At 46.0% G+C, this 21,765-nt stretch carries 24 protein-coding genes; 18 read left to right on the plus strand and 6 right to left on the minus strand.

The window, feature by feature from the left end:
* Window positions 1-93 precede the first annotated feature (93 nt).
* From H8S63_RS08870 to H8S63_RS08925, 12 genes are all read left to right on the plus strand, one after another.
* Window positions 94-2,433, plus strand: a complete 2,340-nt coding sequence (locus H8S63_RS08870; protein WP_186926535.1) for a hybrid sensor histidine kinase/response regulator — start codon at window positions 94-96, stop codon at window positions 2,431-2,433.
* The gene (locus H8S63_RS08875; protein WP_186926537.1) at window positions 2,414-3,733 is read left to right on the plus strand and encodes a sigma-54 dependent transcriptional regulator; all 1,320 of its coding nucleotides are present in this window, start codon (window positions 2,414-2,416) and stop codon (window positions 3,731-3,733) included. The genes H8S63_RS08870 and H8S63_RS08875 overlap by 20 nt, the downstream gene beginning before the upstream one ends.
* Before the next feature lie 614 nt (window positions 3,734-4,347).
* A complete protein-coding gene (locus tag H8S63_RS08880) occupies window positions 4,348-6,186 on the plus strand; it encodes a DUF3945 domain-containing protein (RefSeq protein WP_186926539.1) in 1,839 nt (612 codons plus the stop codon).
* Window positions 6,187-6,239: 53 nt separating this feature from the next.
* The gene (locus H8S63_RS08885; RefSeq protein ID WP_004288697.1) at window positions 6,240-6,515 is read left to right on the plus strand and encodes a DUF4099 domain-containing protein; all 276 of its coding nucleotides are present in this window, start codon (window positions 6,240-6,242) and stop codon (window positions 6,513-6,515) included.
* A gap of 72 nt (window positions 6,516-6,587) precedes the next feature.
* The gene (locus H8S63_RS08890) at window positions 6,588-8,360 is read left to right on the plus strand and encodes a DNA topoisomerase (protein ID WP_186926541.1); all 1,773 of its coding nucleotides are present in this window, start codon (window positions 6,588-6,590) and stop codon (window positions 8,358-8,360) included.
* Between the two features lie 296 nt (window positions 8,361-8,656).
* A complete protein-coding gene (locus H8S63_RS08895) occupies window positions 8,657-8,869 on the plus strand; it encodes a hypothetical protein (protein ID WP_005858548.1) in 213 nt (70 codons plus the stop codon).
* Between the two features lie 18 nt (window positions 8,870-8,887).
* The gene (locus H8S63_RS08900) at window positions 8,888-9,097 is read left to right on the plus strand and encodes a hypothetical protein (protein ID WP_005858546.1); all 210 of its coding nucleotides are present in this window, start codon (window positions 8,888-8,890) and stop codon (window positions 9,095-9,097) included.
* 19 nt (window positions 9,098-9,116) lie between these two features.
* Window positions 9,117-10,091, plus strand: a complete 975-nt coding sequence (locus H8S63_RS08905; protein WP_186926543.1) for a PRTRC system protein E — start codon at window positions 9,117-9,119, stop codon at window positions 10,089-10,091.
* A 21-nt stretch (window positions 10,092-10,112) separates the two neighbouring features.
* The gene (locus tag H8S63_RS08910; RefSeq protein ID WP_005858542.1) at window positions 10,113-10,334 is read left to right on the plus strand and encodes a PRTRC system protein C; all 222 of its coding nucleotides are present in this window, start codon (window positions 10,113-10,115) and stop codon (window positions 10,332-10,334) included.
* Between the two features lie 34 nt (window positions 10,335-10,368).
* On the plus strand, window positions 10,369-11,478 hold the full coding sequence (locus H8S63_RS08915) for a hypothetical protein (RefSeq protein WP_117589800.1): 1,110 nt from the start codon (window positions 10,369-10,371) through the stop codon (window positions 11,476-11,478).
* A gap of 10 nt (window positions 11,479-11,488) precedes the next feature.
* A complete protein-coding gene (locus tag H8S63_RS08920) occupies window positions 11,489-12,190 on the plus strand; it encodes a prokaryotic E2 ligase family D protein (protein WP_036631708.1) in 702 nt (233 codons plus the stop codon).
* Window positions 12,187-12,966 (plus strand): PRTRC system ThiF family protein, encoded by a 780-nt coding sequence (locus H8S63_RS08925; protein ID WP_005858536.1) that lies wholly within the window; start codon window positions 12,187-12,189, stop codon window positions 12,964-12,966. The genes H8S63_RS08920 and H8S63_RS08925 overlap by 4 nt, the downstream gene beginning before the upstream one ends.
* Window positions 12,967-13,046: 80 nt before the next feature.
* Here H8S63_RS08925 and H8S63_RS08930 read toward each other — a convergent pair whose 3' ends face one another.
* The 3 genes from H8S63_RS08930 to H8S63_RS08940 all read right to left on the minus strand — a co-directional run bounded on the left by H8S63_RS08930 (window position 13,047) and on the right by H8S63_RS08940 (window position 15,169).
* Window positions 13,047-13,751, minus strand: coding sequence for an NYN domain-containing protein (locus H8S63_RS08930; protein ID WP_036631704.1), 705 nt, complete (start codon window positions 13,749-13,751; stop codon window positions 13,047-13,049).
* Window positions 13,752-13,773: 22 nt separating this feature from the next.
* Window positions 13,774-14,100, minus strand: a complete 327-nt coding sequence (locus H8S63_RS08935; protein ID WP_004288686.1) for a helix-turn-helix domain-containing protein — start codon at window positions 14,098-14,100, stop codon at window positions 13,774-13,776.
* 238 nt (window positions 14,101-14,338) lie between these two features.
* Window positions 14,339-15,169 carry a phosphoribosyltransferase gene (locus H8S63_RS08940; protein ID WP_172718863.1) on the minus strand — a complete coding sequence of 277 codons (831 nt, stop codon included), beginning with the start codon at window positions 15,167-15,169 and terminating at the stop codon, window positions 14,339-14,341.
* Window positions 15,170-15,379: 210 nt separating this feature from the next.
* Here H8S63_RS08940 and H8S63_RS08945 point away from each other — a divergent pair, with 210 nt between their 5' ends.
* The 3 genes from H8S63_RS08945 to H8S63_RS08955 all read left to right on the plus strand — a co-directional run bounded on the left by H8S63_RS08945 (window position 15,380) and on the right by H8S63_RS08955 (window position 16,381).
* Window positions 15,380-15,673 carry a helix-turn-helix domain-containing protein gene (locus H8S63_RS08945; protein WP_074783555.1) on the plus strand — a complete coding sequence of 98 codons (294 nt, stop codon included), beginning with the start codon at window positions 15,380-15,382 and terminating at the stop codon, window positions 15,671-15,673.
* Window positions 15,670-15,972 (plus strand): helix-turn-helix domain-containing protein, encoded by a 303-nt coding sequence (locus H8S63_RS08950; protein WP_004288682.1) that lies wholly within the window; start codon window positions 15,670-15,672, stop codon window positions 15,970-15,972. The genes H8S63_RS08945 and H8S63_RS08950 overlap by 4 nt, the downstream gene beginning before the upstream one ends.
* A gap of 265 nt (window positions 15,973-16,237) precedes the next feature.
* Window positions 16,238-16,381, plus strand: coding sequence for a transposase (locus tag H8S63_RS08955; protein ID WP_139147471.1), 144 nt, complete (start codon window positions 16,238-16,240; stop codon window positions 16,379-16,381).
* A 230-nt stretch (window positions 16,382-16,611) separates the two neighbouring features.
* Here the strand turns inward: H8S63_RS08955 and H8S63_RS20070 are convergent, their stop codons facing one another.
* Window positions 16,612-16,734 (minus strand): hypothetical protein, encoded by a 123-nt coding sequence (locus tag H8S63_RS20070; RefSeq protein WP_255467643.1) that lies wholly within the window; start codon window positions 16,732-16,734, stop codon window positions 16,612-16,614.
* Between the two features lie 434 nt (window positions 16,735-17,168).
* Between H8S63_RS20070 and H8S63_RS08965 the strand changes: the two genes are divergently transcribed.
* Both H8S63_RS08965 and H8S63_RS08970 read left to right on the plus strand, forming a co-directional pair.
* Window positions 17,169-17,465 carry an HNH endonuclease signature motif containing protein gene (locus tag H8S63_RS08965; protein ID WP_044269012.1) on the plus strand — a complete coding sequence of 99 codons (297 nt, stop codon included), beginning with the start codon at window positions 17,169-17,171 and terminating at the stop codon, window positions 17,463-17,465.
* A 457-nt stretch (window positions 17,466-17,922) separates the two neighbouring features.
* A complete protein-coding gene (locus H8S63_RS08970) occupies window positions 17,923-18,702 on the plus strand; it encodes a DUF4121 family protein (RefSeq protein ID WP_044269010.1) in 780 nt (259 codons plus the stop codon).
* A 100-nt stretch (window positions 18,703-18,802) separates the two neighbouring features.
* On the opposite strand, the gene H8S63_RS08975 is transcribed toward H8S63_RS08970, so the two are convergent.
* Window positions 18,803-19,666, minus strand: coding sequence for a toprim domain-containing protein (locus H8S63_RS08975; RefSeq protein ID WP_044269007.1), 864 nt, complete (start codon window positions 19,664-19,666; stop codon window positions 18,803-18,805).
* A gap of 479 nt (window positions 19,667-20,145) precedes the next feature.
* Between H8S63_RS08975 and H8S63_RS08980 the strand changes: the two genes are divergently transcribed.
* The gene (locus H8S63_RS08980) at window positions 20,146-20,787 is read left to right on the plus strand and encodes a hypothetical protein (RefSeq protein ID WP_044269005.1); all 642 of its coding nucleotides are present in this window, start codon (window positions 20,146-20,148) and stop codon (window positions 20,785-20,787) included.
* A gap of 490 nt (window positions 20,788-21,277) precedes the next feature.
* Here the strand turns inward: H8S63_RS08980 and H8S63_RS08985 are convergent, their stop codons facing one another.
* A complete protein-coding gene (locus H8S63_RS08985) occupies window positions 21,278-21,724 on the minus strand; it encodes a cold-shock protein (protein ID WP_007751279.1) in 447 nt (148 codons plus the stop codon).
* Between the last annotated feature and the right edge of the window lie 41 nt (window positions 21,725-21,765).

Consider the following 21,765-nt stretch of genomic DNA (forward strand, 5'->3'; position numbering starts at 1 on the left):
CTTGGAAAAGGCTTATCTTTGCAAAATAAACCGACCAGTCGGTTTATTTTGCAAATAATTTTAATAGAATATAATGAATTAAAAAGTGAATAATTGGAAAGTAGGAATAAATTGTTGAAATCTTTGCGCCTGCAACCGCTTCTTGCCAAAATAGCGGTAGGATATATGGTCAAGATTGTAATCATAAGTGGTATTGCTTACGTTGGCATCTGCGAATGGAAAGAGACTAAGGCCAGGGAAATGGAAGTACGGATGATTAACCGGAAAAAGCATGAGATAAATGATATATATGTGAAAATGCTCAGGCTTTCTTTCTTCTGTGAAACCTTTATGGAGTGGAGTGAGCAGGATTTTTTATTATTTCAGAAGCAGAGACGGCACATTGACAGCCTGTTGTGTAGCTTGAGGTACTCCTCTTCCGGCTCACATACAGACAGCATCCGTAATTTGTGGAGCGACAAGGAGCGGTATATGCGGGAAATCATATATTGGGTACACAGGCAGGAGGAAGCCGACCGGGAAATTGCAGCGCAGATTCCGGCCATTGCCAGACAGAGTGAACGGGAAAATGCCCAAAAAGGGGGATTCCTGAAGAGGTTGTTCGCAAAACGCCACAAGGCGGATTCTCCTTCTGCCGCCTCCATGCTTCATGAACTTAACCGGAGCGTGGTGGGCAGACAGCAGACGTATGCCCGGAAGCTGGCAGAACGGACGGACAGCTTGGATGGGATGAACAGAAGGCTGAACGTGCAGTTGCGGCAGATGATTGAGAATATGGACGGAACGGTACAAGCGGAATTGAAGAGACAGGAAGAAGAAGTTGCGGAAGCCGGGAAACGGTCATTTGCCACGGTCATCGGTCTGACGGCATTCATGGTTTTGCTGCTGATATGGTCTTACATGGTGATACACCGGGATATGATGCGTATAAACCGTTATAAAAAAAGGCTGGAAGGCACAGTCCGTCAATTGGAGCAGACCGTTCTTGAAAACGAGGAGCTGATTGAGGCAAGAAAGAAAATCATGCTGGCCGTAACCCATGACTTGCGCGCGCCGCTTGCTTCTATCAGCAGCTATGCGGAATTGCTTTCCACGGAAAGAGAAGTGTCGAAGTGCAGGGAATACAACCGGAACATACGGCAGGTGGCGGGACACATGTCTTCCATGCTGAATTCCCTGTTGGGATTTTTCCGGTTGGAAAGTGGCGGGGAAAAGGCCGTTCCTGTCCCGTTCAGGTTATGTTCCGTCACCGAGATTTTGGAAACGGATTTTATGCCGCTGGCGGCAGGAAAAAACCTTTTGCTGAACGTGCTGAGTGCCGGAGATACGGTTGTTATAGGAGATAGGGACAGGATAATACAGATAGGAAGCAACTTGTTGTCCAATGCAATCAAGTTTACGGAGCGGGGAAGTGTAACGGTTCGCACACAATTTGACCAGGGCGTATTGACGCTTATCGTGGAAGATACCGGCACCGGAATGGACGATGAGGAGCAGACACGCATTTTCACTGCATTCGAGAGGCTTCCCAATGCGATTGCGGAAGAAGGGGTCGGACTGGGACTTTCAATAGTAAAAGGTCTGGTCGGATTGTTGAACGGCAGGATTGAAGTGGCAAGCCGGAAAGGGTTGGGCAGCCGGTTCACTGTCTGTCTTCCTCTGGCTGTGGCAGAGGAAGCGATGGCGGAGAGCGGCAGGAGCCGGATTTCCGTACGGTCCTATACGGTACTGGTATTGGACAATGACACCGTTTTGCTGGCGGCAATCAGGGAAATGTTTGCGTATCACGGGGTGGCTTGCACGGTATGTGAGAACACGCGTGATCTGATGGAGCATGTCCGCAGCCGTAGTTATGACCTTTTGATTACGGATTTGAAAATGCCCCGGACAAACGGATTCGAGGTGTTGAATCTCCTGCGCATGGCCAATGTGGGAAACTCACGGAGCATTCCGGTTATCGCGAGTACCGCATCGGGAAACTGCGATACGGGGGATTTGTATGCGGCAGGATTTTCGGGCTGTTTGAAAAAGCCGTTTTCCGCCGAAGAGCTTTTGCAGGTATGTACGGAATGTCTGGGAAGTGAAAGGCAGTCTGAACAGATAGACCTCGACGCCCTGCTGAAATATGGGAACAGGAGGAAGATGCTGGATACCCTGATTCGGGAGACAAGGAAGGATATGGAGGCTATGGCTGAATGTGCAGAAAAGAATGATCATGAGGCACTGAAAGAATGGATACATCATCTGACAGGCTCGTGGGAGATCATTCATGCCGGCAAGCCGCTGCGTGAGTTGTTTGCACTGCTTCAGGATTCGGGAGAGTTTTCTGTGGACGAGTTCGGGCGGACTGTACAGCAGGTATTGGATAAAGGAAAAGAAATAATATGTTTGGCACAACAGGCTAAGAAGGCTTATGAGAGTAATTGTTGTTGAGGACAATGTCTTGTTCTGTAATTATATCTGCAATTTTTTGCAGAAGGCGGATTTGGATACTGTAAGGACTTACAGGCTGGCACAGGCTAAGAAGGTCATTGGGAGATCCGTCCGTGAGGATGACATCGTATTGGCGGATTTAAGATTGCCTGACGGGGAAAGTACCACGCTGTTGCAGTGGATGAGGGAGAACGGCTATATGCACCCGTTCATCATGATGACTAACTATGAAGAGATACATTCCGCGGTTCATACCATGAAGCTGGGTGCTGAAGATTATATCCTCAAACCGCTGGTTGAAACCAGGCTGCTGCCCGTCATCAAAAAAATAAGGACGGTGAACGAGGCTTTCACCAAGGTAATCTATGAACGCAAAAGCACCCCTTTTTGCGAGTTGAACCGGTACATTCACATGGTAGCGCCGACGGATATGACGGTACTGATATTGGGAAGCACCGGAACGGGAAAGGAACACCTGGCAAAAAAGATTCACAGGCAGAGCCTCAGATCCGGCAAGCCGTATGTAACGGTCGATTGCGGCAGTTTGTCCAAAGAGCTGGCACCTTCCGCCTTTTTCGGTCATGTCAAGGGGGCGTTTACCGGAGCCACAGAGGAAAAGGCAGGATATTTTCAGGAAGCGCAGGGAGGCACCCTGTTCATGGATGAGGTGGAGAACCTTTCGATAGAAACGCAGCGGATGCTGTTGCGTGCCATGGAGGAACGGCGGTATCGTCCGGTAGGCGGACAACGGGACAGGCTGATGGATGTGCGCATCATTGCGGCTACCAATGAGGATTTGCAGGAGGCTGTTGCGGAAAAGCGTTTCCGGAAGGATCTGCTTTATCGCTTTCAGGATTTTACCATCACCGTACCTGCATTGCATAATTGCCTGGAGGACATACTGCCTTTGGCGGATTTTTTCCGGGAGCAATCTTGCGGGTTGCTCCGGAAAGAGGTCTTGGATTTTGACGAACCGGCAAAGAAGATGCTGCTGGGATACAGTTGGCCGGGAAATGTACGGGAACTGAAACAGGTCATTCATGCGGCGGTATTGATATGCAAAGGAAAACTGATTACCCCCAATTCCTTACGGCTCCAATATACGGGAGAGCCCGTTTCTGACCCCATGGGGAAAGAGAAGATAGACAAGTGTTTGCAGAAAGATGAAAGAAGAAACATAGAACAGATCAAGACGGCTCTTTCCATCTCTAAAGGGAACCTGACACAGGCAGCGGCCTTGTTGGGAATCAGCCGCCCGACCCTTTACAAGAGAATGAGCCTGCACGGGATTTCCAGATAGGTTTGTTTGCGATACAGTTTTCCCCCTCATCAAAGGAAAATCGAATTTGTCTTGCCAGCCGCATTTGCCGAATCTTTTCGTGGAAATTTTCCTTGCGGCTTCGCCGTGGAAAATTTTCACGAAAAAGAATGCGGCGGCAATCCAGATTCGATTTGAAAAACGATTACAGGGGCAAACTGCGACCGACGTGACGCATGGATAAAGGATATGGGCTGCTTGAAGAGGCCGTGTTTCATAATCCATGAAATTCCACATATCCAGCCGGAATACAGGTCTTATGAAAGTCTTGCTGTAAAAAAGCGGAAGGCATGAGAAGACAGGGGGCTTCAGCTCCCTCTGTTCTGCATGGTTTTGTCTTGCCTGCCCGCCTGCTCTTTTTCTGGTGTCGGATGCGCAGGCTTTTTCCCTTCTGCCTCACGTATCTTCTCTCTTTCCGTTTATTCACTTCCCTTCTTCTCCGTTCACGGTTTAGCCGTTGGAAACAGTCATGTTTATGACATCTGACGACATTTGATGACATCTGATGACACCTTTTTGAGAATCAGCATATTATTTGAAAATACCCCATACCTTTGAAGCGTCAAAGCAATTCATTAACCCCTAAAAGAAAAGGTATGGCACAAGAAAAGACCCCGAACGAAAAGCCCAAACGGACCCGGAAACCGAAGGCCGGAAGTGATGCTCTTCCAGTGGAACAGATTACGGAATTGATGCTGGTTCATAACAAGAACGATCCGAAATTCGGTGTACAGGCTGTCAGTGAAATTGACAAGGACGGAAAAGCGAAGACGGTTCCGGCGGACGAGAAGAATGAAAACTCATTCCTGAAATTCGACAAGAATTCGAGTATTCTCGAAAACTTCATCAAGAATTTTTGGAGCCAGTTCAAGGAACCTACCCATTTCCGCCTGCTCCGCATGACCTACCACGACTACAAGGTGAACAAGCAGGCCATCAGGGATTTGTCGGAGGGAAAGCAGACGGATGCGGTGAAAGAGTTCCTCAAACGCTACGAAATCCGTCCGAGAGAAAACAAGAAGGAACAAAGTGTAAACCAAAAAGAAAAAACAGCTATGGCAGACAAAGAGACACAACCGCAGGAACCCCTGCAACAGAGCGAAGTACAGCAGGCGGCACAGCAACAGCAGCAGCCTCAGGCTCAACAGGCAGCGCAGGAGTCGCAAGGACCGCGTTACCGGTATAATGAGAACATGGTCAACTGGGAGGAGTTGGAAAAGGTCGGAATCTCAAAGGCTTCGCTGGAACAGCAGGGACTCCTTGATTCCATGCTGAAGGGCTACAAGACCAACAAACTGGTGCCCCTGACCATCCATCTTTCCGGTTTGCTGACAGCCAAACTGGATGCAAGGCTCTCACTCATCCCGCAACAGGACGGACAGGTGGGACTGGCCATTCACGGCATACGCAAGGAACCGCAGTTGGAACGTCCTTATTTCGGGTTTAACTTTAACGAGGAGGACAAGAAGAACCTGCGTGAGACCGGCAACATGGGGCGTGTGGCGGAACTCAACCTGCGCGGCAGTGAATATACCCCCTGTCTGATTTCCATCGACAAGAGCACCAACGAGCTGGTTGCCGTCCGTCAGGAGCACGTTTACATCCCGCAGGAAGTGAGCGGGGTCAAACTTACCGCAGAGGAGATCAGGCTGCTGAAGGAGGGACAGCCTGTCAAAGTGGAGGGTATGACTTCCAAAGCAGGCAAGGAATTCGATGCCACACTCCAGTACAGTGCCGAGCGCAGGGGACTGGAATTCATCTTTCCGAAAAACCAGATTTTCAACGAACGTTCCATCGGAGGCGTGCCTCTCTCGCCCACCCAAATAAAAATGCTCAGCGAAGGACATACCATTCTGGTGGAAGACATGAAGTTCAGGAACAGGAATGACACCTTCTCGTCCTTTGTAACGATAGACAAGGTTACGGGGCGCCCGAACTACACGCGGCACAATCCGGAAACCGGAGAGATTTATATTCCAAAGGAAATCTGCAACGTGCAGCTGACTGCCGAAGACAGGGAAACCCTGCGCAAGGGACAGCCGGTCTATCTGGAAAACATGATCGGGCGCAACGGGGAGGAATTCTCCTCGTTCGTCAAGCTGGATATGAATACCGGCAGGACGATGTATTCACGCACGCCGAACGGATTCAACGAGCAGCAGGCACCGCGTATTCCGGCGGAGGTTTACGGGCACGTGTTCACGGCACAGGAAAAAGCGAACCTCCAGGATGGCAAGACTTTGCTTGTCGAAGGGCTGAAAAACAACGGGCAGACCTTCAGTTCCTACCTGAAAGTCAATCCCTATTCCGGGCAGTTGCAGTATTTTCAGGAAAATCCGGACATCCGCAGGGACACTTCCCGCCGTGCCGCACAGACGGAGACCGCACAGGGACAGCAGCAGGAGCAGAAGAAGGGTGCATCGCAGGCAGTATAGACCTGCCCGGAGAGAAACAGAATCAATCATACAAACCTAAAAAAACGAATCGTATGAATACGGATCAGAATACCCGTCATATTTATAAGACGGAAGATATCGACTGGGACGGTCTGAAGGCCGCAGGTATCAGTAAGAAACAACTGGAAGCGGAAGGCAACATGGAACTGTTGCTGCAAGGAAAGGAAACGGGCATCGTTCCGCTGAAACTCCATATTTCGGTCCTCAGCCTGACAATGGATGCCACGCTGAAGCTGGTACCCGACGGCAACGGCAGACCGGTTATGGAAATAAACGGTCTCCGTCAGAAGGAGGAGGCGGCAGTTTGACCGGGAAACAATAAGTATAACTCACGTTCCGTGCCGTTCCTGACGGTACGGAACATCAAAAGGAAAAAGAATATGATAGCGATAGTGACTGACAAGCCCAATGTGGGCAGAGAGATAGCAAGGGTTTTGGGAGCTGACAGAAAAGAGAACGGATATATGAGCGGAAACGGATACATGGTAACATGGACATACGGCAACATACTTTCCCTGGCGATGCCGAAAGATACCGGTACGGCATGGGTGGAGCGGGAGAACTTCCCCCTGCTACCGCCTCCTTTTCTGACGGTACGGCATGTAAAGACGGACACGGGATGGAATCCCGACATCAATGCGGTGCTCCAGTTGAAGGTGATAGCCGGGGTGTTCGATGCGTGTGACACCATTGTTGCGGCAACCGACGCTTCCCGCGAGGGGGAAATGCTGTTTCGGTATCTTTATCGTTTTTTGGGATGCAGGAAACCTTGCCTCCGCCTGTGGATCTCCTCCTTGACGGACGAAGCCATTGCCAAAGGAATGGAAAACCTTCGTCCTTGCAGCCTGTTCGACAACTTGTTTTTGGCGGCAGACAGCCGCAACAAGGCCGACTGGCTTCTTGGAGTCAATTCGAGCTATGCCGTCTGCAAGGCGGTCGGTTTCGGGAACAACTCGCTTGGAAGGGTACAGACCCCTGTATTGGCAGCGATAAGCGGACGGTACAGGGAAAGGGAAAATCACATTCCCGCAGACAGCTGGCCCGTATTCGTCAGCCTCTGCAAGAACGGGAAGATAATAAAGATGCGACATGTGGAAGATTTCTGCAACCGCCGGGATGCCCTGGAACTTTACGAGGACTGCAAGGCGGCAGGATATGCCCGTATCACGGCGGTCAACAGCCGGACTGAGGAAATCACCGCACCTGCCCTTTATAACCTGACCGGGCTTCAGAAGGATGCGAACCGTTACCATAACCTGACAGCCATACGGGTGCAGGAAATTACCCAAAGCCTGTATGAGAAAAAACTGATCTCCTGCCCGCGCACTTCCAGCCGTCTGCTGCCCGGAGACGTGTATGACATGTTGCCTCCGGTTATGGAAAAGCTGCTGTCCGGCAAGGAATTCCGTCAATATGCCGGTATGATCGACCTTGCTGCAAGGAAAGGCGTAACCGGAAATCAGGACACGGCGGAGCATCATGCCATTGTCATCACCGGCATACAGCCGGGGGAACTGGACAGGGAGGAAAGGCTGGTTTACACCCTTGTTGTCGGCAGGATGCTTGAAACGTTCATGCCGCCCTGCAAGGTGGAATATACGACGGTTGAAGCGGTCTGTGCCGCACGCAAGTTCCGAATCCGTACATACCGTATTCTGGAAGCGGGGTGGCTCGGTATCTTTCAGAGGGAACGGCTTGTCGCGGAAGACAACGACCTCTGTCCCGTACCCCCTGAACTTTTTCGGGAGGAGAAGCTGCCGGTAACGGGATGCAGCCTTATACACAGGAAATCGCTGCCCGCTGCCCCTTATACGGATGAGGAACTGGCGGACTATATGGACAAGACCGGTCTGGGAACCGCATCCACGCGCACGAATATCATCCGTACGCTTCTGGAGCGTAAATATATCCGGTATTCGGGCAAATACATTATCCCGACCCCAAAAGGTCTTCTTTTATATGAAACGGTACGCGGAATGAAAGTGGCTGACGCCTCCCTCACCTCCGGCTGGGAAGCGGAGCTGGCACGGATTGAACAGGGAGAACTCACACAGAAAGAATTTCTGGATGGCGTATTGGAAACGGTAAATGAGGTTACCGGTGAGATTTTCCGGAAACTTTCGGAAGATGGACAGCCGCATGGTTCCATATAGACGGCTGGGCGGAAGGTACGGAACAGAAGAGGTGCAGACTGGGGTCTGTGCCTCTTTTTTATATATGTACAAGATACGTTTTTCCGCTTTTAAGCGGCAAAGGTCTTGGATTGCCTCGTTTTTGCCGCAAGGCGGCCCCTTTCAGGGGCTGGTCGGCTAAAAGAAAATCATCCTCGCTTCGCTGCGGTATTTTCTTTTGCCAAGCCTTGCGCAAAAAGGCAATCCAAGGGCCGGAGGCCTATAAAATCGGGAAAACATATCCCGATGGGATTATTCATTCTTAAAAATTTAAAGACATGAAACTGAAACTCATCGAAAACATCTGCAGGCAAGTGGTCGCACTGGTTCTGCTTACGGGAATATGCCTGCTTTACTGCAAGGGCGTCATTCCCGTGTACCTGTCTGTCCTGTTCCTTATGTCCGGAACACTGGTCCGTCTCGCCTTCAGGACATTCACCTTTGTCTTGAAAACAATCCTTGTCCTGATTGTCATGGGCATGCTTGTATAACCATCAAATGCAGAAGATATGAGAACTTACACATTTACATCCTCGGCTCCGGTCATGCCGGCTGCATGGCCTGCCACAAACCGGACAACACCTGTCAAAAGACAGCCTCCCTGTACGACAGACGGGCCCAGACGTATCGGCTACTATCTGGAACCGTTGAAAGGCATCGCCTCGAATCCGGACAGGCAGAGAATCCTGAAGGATTTTTTCAAGGAAACTTATGTATAACATTTTAAATTTTACCATTATGTTTTTTCAAGCAATCAACCAAATGATTACGGCAGGCACAGACCTGAGTATCAACATCAGACGGGTAAACGACAATCTGACGGTTGCCGTCGTTCCCAGACGGTCGGGAGTAAAGGCCGGAGAACGCATTGTCCCGCTCATCCTGAACGGTACGCCGGAAGAACTGGATGCAGGATTCCTGCAGGCTGTCGGTGCACCCGTACAGAAAGCGCAAGGTATCCTTACCAACCTGGAATCGTTCGAGAAGCAGGCAGAGCAGGCGGTTTCACAAAGCAAAACCTCCAAGCCTACGGTGGAAAAGGAGTCCAAGGAAGCCCGTGAAAAACGGGAAAAGATGGAAAAACTGCTGAAGAAAGCTGAGGATGCCACGGCAGGAAAGCATTATTCCGAAGCATTGACCTGGCTCAGGCAGGCTAAGGTACTGGCACAGCCGGACAAACAGGCGGACATTGACAAAAAAATGGCGGAAGTGCAGAAGAAGGCATCCGAGGGAAGTCTGTTCGACATGGTACAGCCGCCGGTAACTGATCCACAGCCATCCTTGCAGCAATCGGCTCCACAACCGATGGCAGCCCAGACGCCACAATACCGGAGCGAAGAGCAAGTTCCGATGTTCATGCCCGAACAGCCTGCCCCGGCTCCGCAACCCGTTGCACAGCCGCAAGTACAGCCCGTACAATATAGGCAACCTGCACCGCAACCGGTTCCTCAGCAGGCTGCTCCACAACCGCAAGAAATCCGGTTCCATCAACCGGTACAGGTGCCGCAACCGCAATTGGCGGACAATCGCTGGATGCAACAACCGGCTCCGTCACAGTATGCAACGGTGCAGGAGGCTGCAATGTATAACTTCGACAAGGATTACGAGGATGACCGGGAGCTGCTCAGGGAGGACCCTTATGCGGAATATCCGGACTTTCCGAAGGAATGCCGCATGACGGATATGGCACAAATGGATATGGTATATTGTTAAACCCTATAAAAGAAAAATAATATGGCACTTGAAATCAAAGGATTGCAGAGAGTATTCAAATTCAAGAAGGACTCCGTGGAGCTCGTGTTGGATGATCCGAACAGCGAACTGTCCGTAAACGAGGTGATGGACTTCTATTCCATGACCTACCCTGAACTGACTACGGCAACGGTACATGGTCCTGAGTGGGAGGACGACAAGGCGGTTTACCGCTTCAAGACAACCATCGGAGTGAAAGGGTAAGCGGTATGAACAAGAAAAAAAAGGATAAGGAAACATGCAGACAGCTTTCAGAACAAGCCAAGGATGGACTGGCACGGCTGATTATTCTCTCAGTAAGTTCGTCCCACATCCGAAGGGGAACCTCGGAACGGAAAAGAAGGATACTTCTGCCACCGGGAAGCACAATGCTTTTCTGACCGGTAGAATCACACCCCTTGCACCGGATTATTGGCATCAGGATATGGATAATGATTCTCCGGTCAATCTCACGACTCCGGAAAATTTTGACTATCTCTACCGGTCGGCATCAAGATATGCGGAACTTATGGGTATAAAACTCCCTTTCCGATACAGGAAAGGGGGTTGCCCCCGCCTGAATATTACCGAGTTGTACAGAGTTATGGAAGAGTGTGTACCGGAGTGTATCAATCTGGAAAAGAAGGACGGAAGGCTGCATTTCTGTCTGTTCCGCCATCATGACTGGCCGGAACCTACTTTGTTTTGGATTCCGGTTGATTTTACCGAACGGCTTTCGGCATCATTGAAGAACATTGTCAGAGAGTTCATCCGGCTATTTGTCCGACACCACAGACTGTACGATATTACTGAGACATTTTGTTATGACTTTGCCATAGAAGAACTGGAAGACTGGGGAAACCGGGATTCCGATGCTTCCCCGAAGGAAGTCAGGGCGAACAAACGGCTGGCAGATTCCTATCAGTCTGGAAAACGGATGAAAGCACTCAGACGGATGTCGGGCAAACCGTTCTGCAAGTCTTTGGAGGAGGCTGTGCGGAATTATCGGACAAAAAAGGAAAAAGAGCTGAAGCTGTTGGAACTGATTGAGGACGGCATGGCATTGATTACTCCGGAAAGCCCGGTATTGACAGGCTACCAGTACGATTGGGCTTATGAAGAGGAATGCGATTTTCCCCCGGTGGGAATGGAAAGCCAGGTCATACTGGTCTATTCTGCTGATGATACATTGGCGGAGTGTGTCAAGGGGTATATGAATTCGGATTATCAGGAAACCTATGCCCTTACTCCGGTCACTTACAAGCTACTGACACCGGAAACGGACAGTCTTTTTCAGATGGATGACTATCCGGAAAGGCTTTCCAGATGGTTGGTGTGTTTTACAGGCTATATTGATGACAACTTTTAAAACGAATGACATGAATGAACTGACTAAGAAACTTCAACAGGTGATGGTTCCCAAAGCGGCACTGATTGCTTACGAATACAGTGATGGCCGCTATGGACACGGGACATATTATCTCGAACTGCATCCGATCAACGACAGAGGCCGGATGGAGGCTGCCGTCCCCGTTACGTATGAATTTATGGACTCCCTTGTGGAATACTATACGGATAACCGGCAGGATGTACCGCATGGGAAAATCCCCACCAATATGCTGTGGTGCGATACACGCAAGGGACACGAGAGGTACATCTGGTACAATCCTCCGGGAAAACGGCAGATGTTCTTTTCCGAAAGGCTGAATATTCCGGACGGGACATTCCATGTACCCGGTGTCATTTACAGGGTTTCCGGTGACAGACTGGAAATTTTTGCCTATAAGGGAGAAGCACCGGCAGAAGACAGCCCGCTTTTCCTTGCCCCGTTTTTCAATGTAACGGGAAGCAGTGTCTGCCTGGGAAATGCCTCGTTGACTCCTCCGGAAAACATGACTTTCTCAAAACTCCTTGAGCATTGGGAAAAACGCTTCTGGCTCAGTGAATTTTCCCATTTGGGAGGAAGCAGGAATCCCACCGAAAGCAATCTGGTTTCGGTGACGGAAAAGGCACGGACCAATCCGTTTGACTATAACGAATTGAAACCTATGGACAGACAACTTAAAGACTTATTGATATGAAAAAGATTCATTATACAGACAGATACCTGCTCAATCCCCACCATCCCGTAACCGTTTTCGTAATCGGTGCGGGCGGAACCGGATCGCAGGTGGCCACCAATCTGGCAAGAATGAGTATCGCATTGCAGGCACTCGGACATCCGGGCCTGCACTTGACGGTTTTTGACCCCGATACTGTCACGGAAGCGAACATCGGACGCCAGTTGTTCAGCGAATCCGAGCTCGGACTGAACAAGGCGGTGGCACTTGTAACCCGTATCAACCGCTTTTTCGGCTTTTCATGGGAAGCAAAAGGGCAATGCTATCCGTCAGGAACATCAGATTCCGTTTTGGCGAATATCATCATCACCTGCACGGACACCACCCGTTCACGGACCGGTCTGTGGCGTTTTTTGAAAAAGCATAGGGAACGTTCATACGATGACGAGAAATCACCAATATACTGGATGGATTTCGGCAATGCCCAGACCACCGGACAAGTACTGATAGGTAATGTCAAAAGCAAGATACCGCAGCCCTCCTCCACTGAATACCTGCCTATACCCAAGATGAACGTCATAACGGAGGAAGTCCCTTATTCCACCATCAGGGAGAAGGATTCAGGACCGAGCTGCTCGCTGACTGAGGCATTGCAAAAACAGGATCTCTTCATCAATTCCATGTTGGCACAAATCGGATGCGACGTCCTGTGGCGCATGCTCAGGGAAGGAAGAACGTTCTACCGGGGAGCCTATCTCAATCTTGACACGTTACGGGTAAACCCCATCCCGGTATAGAACACAAACGTCAGTTTCTCCTGATACATAAAACGATGTATAGGAGAAACTGACGTTTTGGAACACTCCTGCCATGCGGTTTAATATTTCAGCCGTACGGCATTTGCCACTCCCTTTTCCGTCATGACCAGCTCATACCGGTCCAACTTTTCATAGAGTTTGCCCAATGTCTTGCATCCATATCTCCTGACCTTGAATTTGGGCATCATTTTTTTCAATGCACCGCCGATCAGTGAAAGGGAAACCTCTTCTTTGCCGTCAGCCGCCTGCTCAAAAGCCTTGTCGAAATACTCCATATCCCTTCGGATAAAGAATTCGGGAGTGTTCTCCTCTGCCTTGCTTTCCTTCCGGTCGGCATACAGGAATACGGAACAGGACCGTACCAATGACACCGGGGTCTTTCCTTCCCCATATCCCAGCACTTTCACCCCGGCTTCCCGTATCCGTTGGGCAAGCAGGCTGTAATCACCGTCACTGGCCACCAGGCAGAAACAGTCCGCCTGCCCGTCCCGAAGAATATCCATCGCATCTATGACCAGTGCAATGTCCGTCGTGTTCTTTCCGGGAACATGGGAGGAAGCTTGTACAAGCCTGAATCCATGCTCCCTGGCACTTTCCTTCCATGCGGAAAGCGCTTTCCTCGTCCAGTCTCCATAAATTCGTCTCACAACGGCATCCCCGTAACGGGAAACAAAGCCCATTATATCTTCCATCCTCTCAAAGGATGCGTTATCCCCGTCAATAAGGACTGCAACGGTATATCTTGAATTGGCATTTGTCTTCATAACAACTGTTTATGAAACAAAGTTAGCATAACTTTCCCATGTTGGTATTCCCGCCCTTATCTTTTTTCCCACGTTTCTGTAAAAACTCCTGTATTTCCGAGCTTCTGTAGAAGTTTTTCCCGTTATCGTCCGTCTGGTAATAACGGATCAGCCCTTTTTCCCTGTAACGGGCGACTGTCCGCAATGACACGTTTAGCAGTTTGGCAATGTCATAGTTGTCCAAAAGCTCGTCTCCATTCAGGCAGTCCTTCACGCGTCCCATCCTGTCCAGTTTCTTTTCTATACGGTCAAAACCTTCCACTATGGTCATTATCATTTTTTCAAGCACTTCATTGTCTATATACATCATGGCAATTTTCTCCTGTCTTTTTAAAGGTTATTACTGGAATACCCTTTTCTTGTGCGCACTTTCAAGAGTATATGCCATGTTCAGTGAAAAATGTATGCCACATTATCCGTTTATATTGGACGGGGAATTATATAATGCTGCAAATCAATAAAATACAGATATAAAAATAGTATAGGGGAAATTGAAATGTAAAAATTCGAGGTGTAAAATTGTAAAATCCGAATGTAAACTTTACAATTTACAGGTCGTCAGACCTTCTCCAGATCAGGACTGATAGATGGCGTTTCCATACCAGGCGTTTTACTTTTGTCGGCGAAGGCATCTGAAAGGTACGGGCAAGAAATACAGCACCTTCCACTTTGGCACCGGCCCTTTCCAGATTATGGGCGTATTCCATCAGGCTGGATCCGCTGGTCAGCAAATCATCGACAATCACCACGCGCTTTCCGTACAGATCGTTTGACATCATATAGTTGGCGGTATTTATTTCAGAGCGTTTTTCTGAGGCGTGTTTACACTCCCTGCTTTCCGTAATGCATATTAAATCCAGTCCTGAACGGACATAGCCATGCGTTTCCAGAAAACTGGCAATACCTGAGAAACGTCTGTAATAGCGGTCTGATGTGCTGCACGGCATAAACATGGCAGTAATATCCTCATCAGTGGAAAGAAGCAGGAATGCTTGTGAAAAATATTCCGTACAGCTGTCTTTTCCATCCTTGAAATCATATACTTTTTGCACGAATGCCAACTGGTCATCACAAAGCCAGCTTTCAAAGCGTTTGGGAAAATAATAGCCGGCAAACACGCAGCGAATGCTCCCGAATGAGAACAATCGCAACGGACGGACTTTATCAAACAGCTCAGGACAAGTCAGCGCATATAACAGCGGTGCATGAGGATTTCCTGCTATGATGGCTTGACGTAGCGGTTTCTCCCTGTCTTCCCGCTCATCGTAGGCTGCTGCATATTGGCATAGCACCTTGCCGCACTTTTTCCTCCAGTATTGTCCGTATATCCAGAGAACGATAGCCGCTAGTAATAATGTTGCATTGATTATCAGTTCCATATTTCCTGTTTTTTTATTTTCGGACAGATTGCCCGGGATAAAAATACTGTTTTTCCGGTAAAGAAACAGACTTTTAGCCATTCTTTTAATTTGCTTCCCCAAACAGAGCGGTCTCTGACATCTGATGACATCTGATGCCGTTTGATGACATCCTTTTGCCCACGACTTTTACTTCCCGTATTTTCGTGCCGGACAAAAAAAGCAGAGTTTATGGAGTTTGTATGTATCGAAGCTAAGGCATTCATGGAAATGAATGAGGCTTTGGAAGCCGTTGAAAAGAAAATGCGTGAAACATGCGGAGGAGGCATCTGTAGTATGGATGACTGGATTGATAACCAGGAAGCGTGTATGCTTATGAATGTCTCGCCCCGAAAGCTGTTGCAACTTCGGAGAAGCAGGATTATCCCTTACAGCCATATAGACCGCAAGGTATATTACAGGCGTCAGGAGATTATACGTTATTTGGAAAACAGTATTCACCATGTAACCCCCGAATCCTTATGACTCAATTCATACTGACCAAAGAAAGCCCTGAGATTATACGTTTTTTTCGGAACATAAGCACCCTGTCCAAAATGCTGGATGACCAGGAGAAAAACTTTCGTCCGGTCCTGAACGGAGAGCGTTACATTACCGACAGCGAGTTGGCGGAGAAATTAAAGCTGACACGAAGAACGCTGGCTGATTACAGAATGAACGGCAGGTTGCCCTATTACAAAGTAGGAGGCAAATTATTATATAAGGAAAAGGACATTCTTGTTCTGTTGGAAAAAAACAGGGTGGAAACATTTGATCATTGGTAATACCCGTTTCCAAGTATCACGACATAAACATAAGAAAGTCATGGAAACGATAAAAAGAGAGGGTTTCATGGCTTTCTTATTACAGAACCGGCCGATTATAAGTTTTTTATGGTGAGTATTTACGACAATACCCTAACTAACTTTGCCAATAATGCCGTTCAGAACAAGAGTTTTGGGCGGTATTTCTATATACACAGATAACTGTTTTCCCAAGCAACTTTTCTCACCAGAGTTATATATAGCAAGAACTATAAACTTTAGTAAGATGAATATTGGTAAATTCACTTCTTTATATGACCTCTTGGAAGCATTTCCTACAGAGGAAAGCTGCATCAAGTATCTGGAACAGCAACGCTGGGCAAACGGTATTCCTGTTTCTCCTTATGACCCCTACGTCCAAAGTATATAACCGTGGCGATGGAATGTACCGCTATAAGAATACGGGCAAGAACTTCAACGTCAGAATAGGAACTATGTTTGAAGGCTCTAATAATCCTGCCTTTATCTAAATTTAACCTTGGGAGCTTGCTCTGCGGTTTTCTTTACTTTCTTAACCCAGCATTGTTTTTGGTCACTCCAATAATTTATCTTGAGACTATGCCTTAAAGCAGTCCATGTTGTTTGAGCTTCCATAACGTTTTATTTATCAAGTGTTCTATAATCGGGATTAGCTTTCATTTTACTCCGTATCGTTATATCATTGAATAGTTTACGGATACAAAGAATACCTACACTCTCGCCAAGTTTCGAAAATTTTTCCATAAATCGCCCTTTCAGAAGATGAAGACGTAAAGAGTACTTTTCTTCGTCCTTATAATCAAACTGTTCCTCAAACATAATCTGATTGTTCCGTTCCCCTTTGACGATGATATTCGCTTCTTTACCACCGCGGTCTTGTACTTCAATTGAAATAATTGTTCTATTTATATCTACAAATTTTCTTTATTCTATATCTGATAACTTTGGGCATAGATTGCTATGACATTTTGTCAGGAAAAGGGTATTGGCACTCATTTTGTTTACCTTTTCCATAAGGTATCGCAAGCCTTTTCTTAAAGTCCGTGAGGATATGCGACAGGCTTTTATAGACTTCTCCCCTGAAAACTGAGAATAAGAGACATATACGATACAATCTTGTTGCAGGGGCGACATAAACTTATCGTATACAAAGATTCCCCGAATTAAAATTGCATATTATGGCTTTTTCAGAAGAAACCATTCAACAAGTATGGGAAAAGGCAACACCAGTTGCTGGAAATGACCCAGCTGTTTGGCGTCAAGACCAATGCAAGGCTTGGATTGGAAGAAGGTTCTACGGAAATAGAAATAGTGAATATGGTTGGGAAATAGACCATATCGTTCCTGTTTCAAAAGGTGGAACTGATAATCTATCCAACCTCCGTCCCTTGCAATGGGATAACAATGCTTCACGCCAAAATGACCGTCTTGTATGCAAAATTACAGCTTCAGGAACTCACAATACTGAAAAGTAATTTTGTATTGCTTTTATCAAGTCGTACTCTAATACGATTTTGCAATTTTTATAAAACTGCCGTCATTTGGGTACTATGACGGTAGTTTTTTCTTATAAAAATGCAAATATAACGTATTGTATCTGAAAACGTTCAATTCCTTTTCAAAGTTTAAGATTTCAGTTATTATAAATCAGATAAGCCTATTTGGGATATTATCGTAAATACTCACCTTTTTTATTTTGGAATCATATATCAGTCAGCATTTCTATTTCTTACATGTAAAGGTAGCCTTTTGCTTCTAATGCGCAAGGCGGTCCTTCGGACTGGTTGGCTGAAAAAATCATCCTCGCTTCGCTGCGGTATTTTTTCGCCAAGCCTTGCACTATCAGAGCAAAAGACAAATGTCTGACATGTAAGAGATAGAAATATCGGCTTTGCCAAAGCCGGAAATGTTTAATCACGAAATAAGAAAATTATGATTCAGACAACAAACAAGTATAGCAAAGAAACTTTCATCCGCCTGAACTACTGGTATGATCGGATACACGGACTTGTACAGGAAGATATAGATAAAGTGAATACCATGGTGGAACACATCGAAAAGACACGCTCCGACCGGTATCCACGGACAGGAGACAACCTGTTCTTTGTTTCCGGTTATGGTGAGCGTTCCCGGCTGTTCTTTATAGATGCCGTATATGGAGATGACATTATACTCCGGGATTTTTCCCGTGTTCCATTCGTGTCCCGTGACAAAGAGGGTATCAAATGCGATATGCATGGCGGTGAGTGTCTGTTGGTAAAGGCAGGCGATGTAAGGTTCAAGGCATGGACTACCGGTCGTTTCAAGCATTGGGGGCATTACGGGGCATGTGAAAACGGGGAGGTTTACTACGATGCGAAAATAGCCCTGTGGGAGTGTGGCGCACCTGAACAGCCGGAAAGCCGGGAATGGTTCAAAATCCATATCCGCAAAAACACCCGGTCGGGCGAGGATATGTACGTCGGAGAAATATCCTGTAAGGATGAGGATGGACTCAAACAGTTTGTCAACGATCATGAAGGTACCATATTCGCAGAAGAGGATTCTCAGGAAATGGTCATGCTGTGTTTCAGGCATTCCGACATGAGGATTTCCCCGGAAGAATGGGAAAAGATGGATTGTCCGGTATCCATGCGTGAGATATACGGACAGATGCAGGAAGTAAAGATTGTAAAAGACCATAAAACGCATCTGACCACATTCTACTATTAACATAGTATCACCACATGAAAAATCACCCTTGTTTTCTTCTGCCACATATGACAGGAAGGAAACAAGGGCATATCATAAGGCAGTCTTTTCAAAACTTCTATTAGATATGGAGCAGATTGTTCTTCCCGCACAAATATTCATTCAGATCCTTATATCCGGAATATTCATGCGAAAGATCGCATATACGGATTCCGTATTTGTCCTTTAATGCCTGCACCGCATTTTTCCCGGCGGTATCATTATCCAGACAGCAACGGATGCCGTCATATTGTGAAAGGAAAGAAAAAGCCTTCTGTAAGTTACTGACAGAATTCAACACTATATAATCCCCCTCTTCCAAAGATGGAAAAGCCAGTCTGAAAGACAGAAAATCCATAAACCCCTCAAAAATATAGCAAATCCTGCTTTCCGGCGTGCTAATGATGCGACTGATGTCCTTGGGAGCAATACAAGCCTTGAAATACCTGTTCCTGATTTCGTACCCTCCGGAAATATTAGGGAAAGCGATGGCAAAATAATTCTTCCCATTCCGTTTAAAATGGGCTTCCCTGCATATTTTTCGGGCAGTTTCCAGATCGATGCACCGTTCCTTCAGATAAGTAAGCAGTATCCGGTTGGCAAGAGGAATGATTTTCAGATCTTGAAAGGCGGGATATGCCTTTTCAAACGGACAGGAAACAGTAACCGGTTTCAGTACGGCTCTTTTATTCTCAATACACTGTAATACATAACCTATATCTTGTGTCCGATAAATCTCCTTGGCCAACGTTATAATATCCCCTCCCTTCCCCAGACCGAAATCATACCACAGTTCCTTATGGAGGTCAACCTTGAAAGAGGCTTCCTTTTCCGTCCTGAAGGGCGATTTGTACCATACGCTGTTCCCACGCTGTATTACCGGTTCGTATCCGAATCCGGCTAAAAAATCAACAAGCCTGATGTTCTTTGCTTCTTGTATGTTCATGGCATCTCATTTTCAAGGGTTAGTTCACTATTAATACACGACAAAGAACCGCTTTATACCCGAAACATAAAAAGCAATGTCATCAGATGTCATTAAAAGTCATCAGATGACATCCTGTATATCCTTTTTACATGAATGGCTCAAAAAAACTTTTCTGTTTTGGCATGCACACCTCCTTCATGCAGCAATGCCGCAAAGTATGATAAAGGCATGAATTATAAGTAAAACAAAACTGTACAAAATAATATTTATGGAGAAGTTATGACATTCTGAATAGTATCTGTATATTTGTAGAATCCAATAACACATAATATATTTGAATGGTATAATCTGTAGACATTATATCGAATAAGGTTTTAGGATATTGATAACCAATAGCCCTGTTTCTTTTCTGTATAAACTCTATATTTTAATACAATGGAAATTTAAAAACTGTTGACTGCCACTTTACTATAAACTATTAATTTAAAAAAGTATTTATGAACAACATGAAAGATTTGATTGCGTTATTTGACAACCACAAGATTTATGATACGGATATATGGACAAATGTCCTTATTCTATTGGTGTTTACAGATTTGTATTTAGGTGTGTGTTGTCCCCAAAAAGAACCTGGAATTACGTTTCAGGATTTAACTCTAATAAACCTGATTCCATTCGTAATATTAGGTATTGTCTGTATTTGGACTGTGAAATTTTTTACTTGTATCCTCTTTGCATTATGTACACTAGCAGTACCCTTAATTGGGAATTATATTTTTCTATTTAAGAATGAAGAAGTTTCGATATTTACGTTGAAAGAATATGCAATGAAAACCAATAATACTGTGATTGCACAAATTGTAAGCGATATAGAGATACAAAAATCAAGAAAGGTAAAGAGTGCTTTAGGAAAGGTGGGAGCCATAATCTTATGTTTAGTAGATCTCTTTGCAGGTGCCTTCATGCCCAAGTCAGTTCCAAACTTTTTGGCACCTAGTGAAATAGTCGTCATTTGTATTTTTGCTCTTTTAGTGCTTTTGGTTTATTCATGCAAAATAAAGATTCAAGGGGTATATCTTTCTAATGATTTGCGAAGCAAAATTTCCAACTTTAAAGTCAACACCCCAAACAATAAATAAATTCTTAATGCATTTAATTAAGCACATATTTTTATTTTTTTCTCTTGTTGAAAACTATAATTAAAAGGAATGAAAATATTTGCAGAAATCGAACCTGTGTATTATATTTGCAGTGTCAAAGAGACAAATTTTGTCAGATTAGTAAAGAAAAACAATGAATTTAGCGTAAGGCCAATTCAATGGTTTTCATAAAAGATAAAGCAAAAAGGTACAGTCACTCAAGGAGTTAGAATAAACCGAAGCAAAAGGTTCGATTCCTGGTGGCACCACTTTTTAAAGACTTCAAATTTGATAAATCCCTGAAAATTAAACATTTCAGGGATTTTCTTTTTTTCCTCAAGCTTCCACATTTTCAGCAAAACAGGAATCAAATATTAAGAAAAAAATAAAGAGCAAGTTCCTCTTGCAAAGGAAAGCTTGCTCTCTTGTAGGTCACCCCCAAATGGTGTTTATCGAATATTCCTAATTGCAAGTCGGGAAAGATAAAGTTTTACTGCTTTTCCAAGCAAATATTAACCGCATTCATCCCTTTCACCCCACGTTCCAAATCGAATGTCACAATATCATTTTCGGCAATACCTGGTGCAGCATTGTTCACGTGAAAAAAGTACTTATCAACTCCTGAAAGGTCCTTTATAAAGCCAAAGCCTCTCGATTCATTAAAGAATTCAACTCGACCTTTCAAAATTACCGGCTCTGTTTCCTCTTTCTTTGGAGTTGCTATGATTATTTCATCCGGATTAATCTCCTCCTTTTTAATATCATCAGTGGGCGGAATTGAAGTTATCATTCCATTCTCGTCTACATAAGCAATCATATCATCGAAACTACTGGTACCTGATAATTTTCTGCTTTCTTTCTTCTTGAGTTTTTCTTCCCGTTTAGCGAGTCTTTTCTTTTCATTTTCACGTTTACCAACTGTCATGGATTTTGCCATAGAATCTATATTTAATTTAATATTTATATTTTAAAGGATTA

It is taken from the genome of Bacteroides sp. NSJ-39 (assembly GCF_014287315.1).
Lineage (GTDB): Bacteria > Bacteroidota > Bacteroidia > Bacteroidales > Bacteroidaceae > Bacteroides > Bacteroides finegoldii.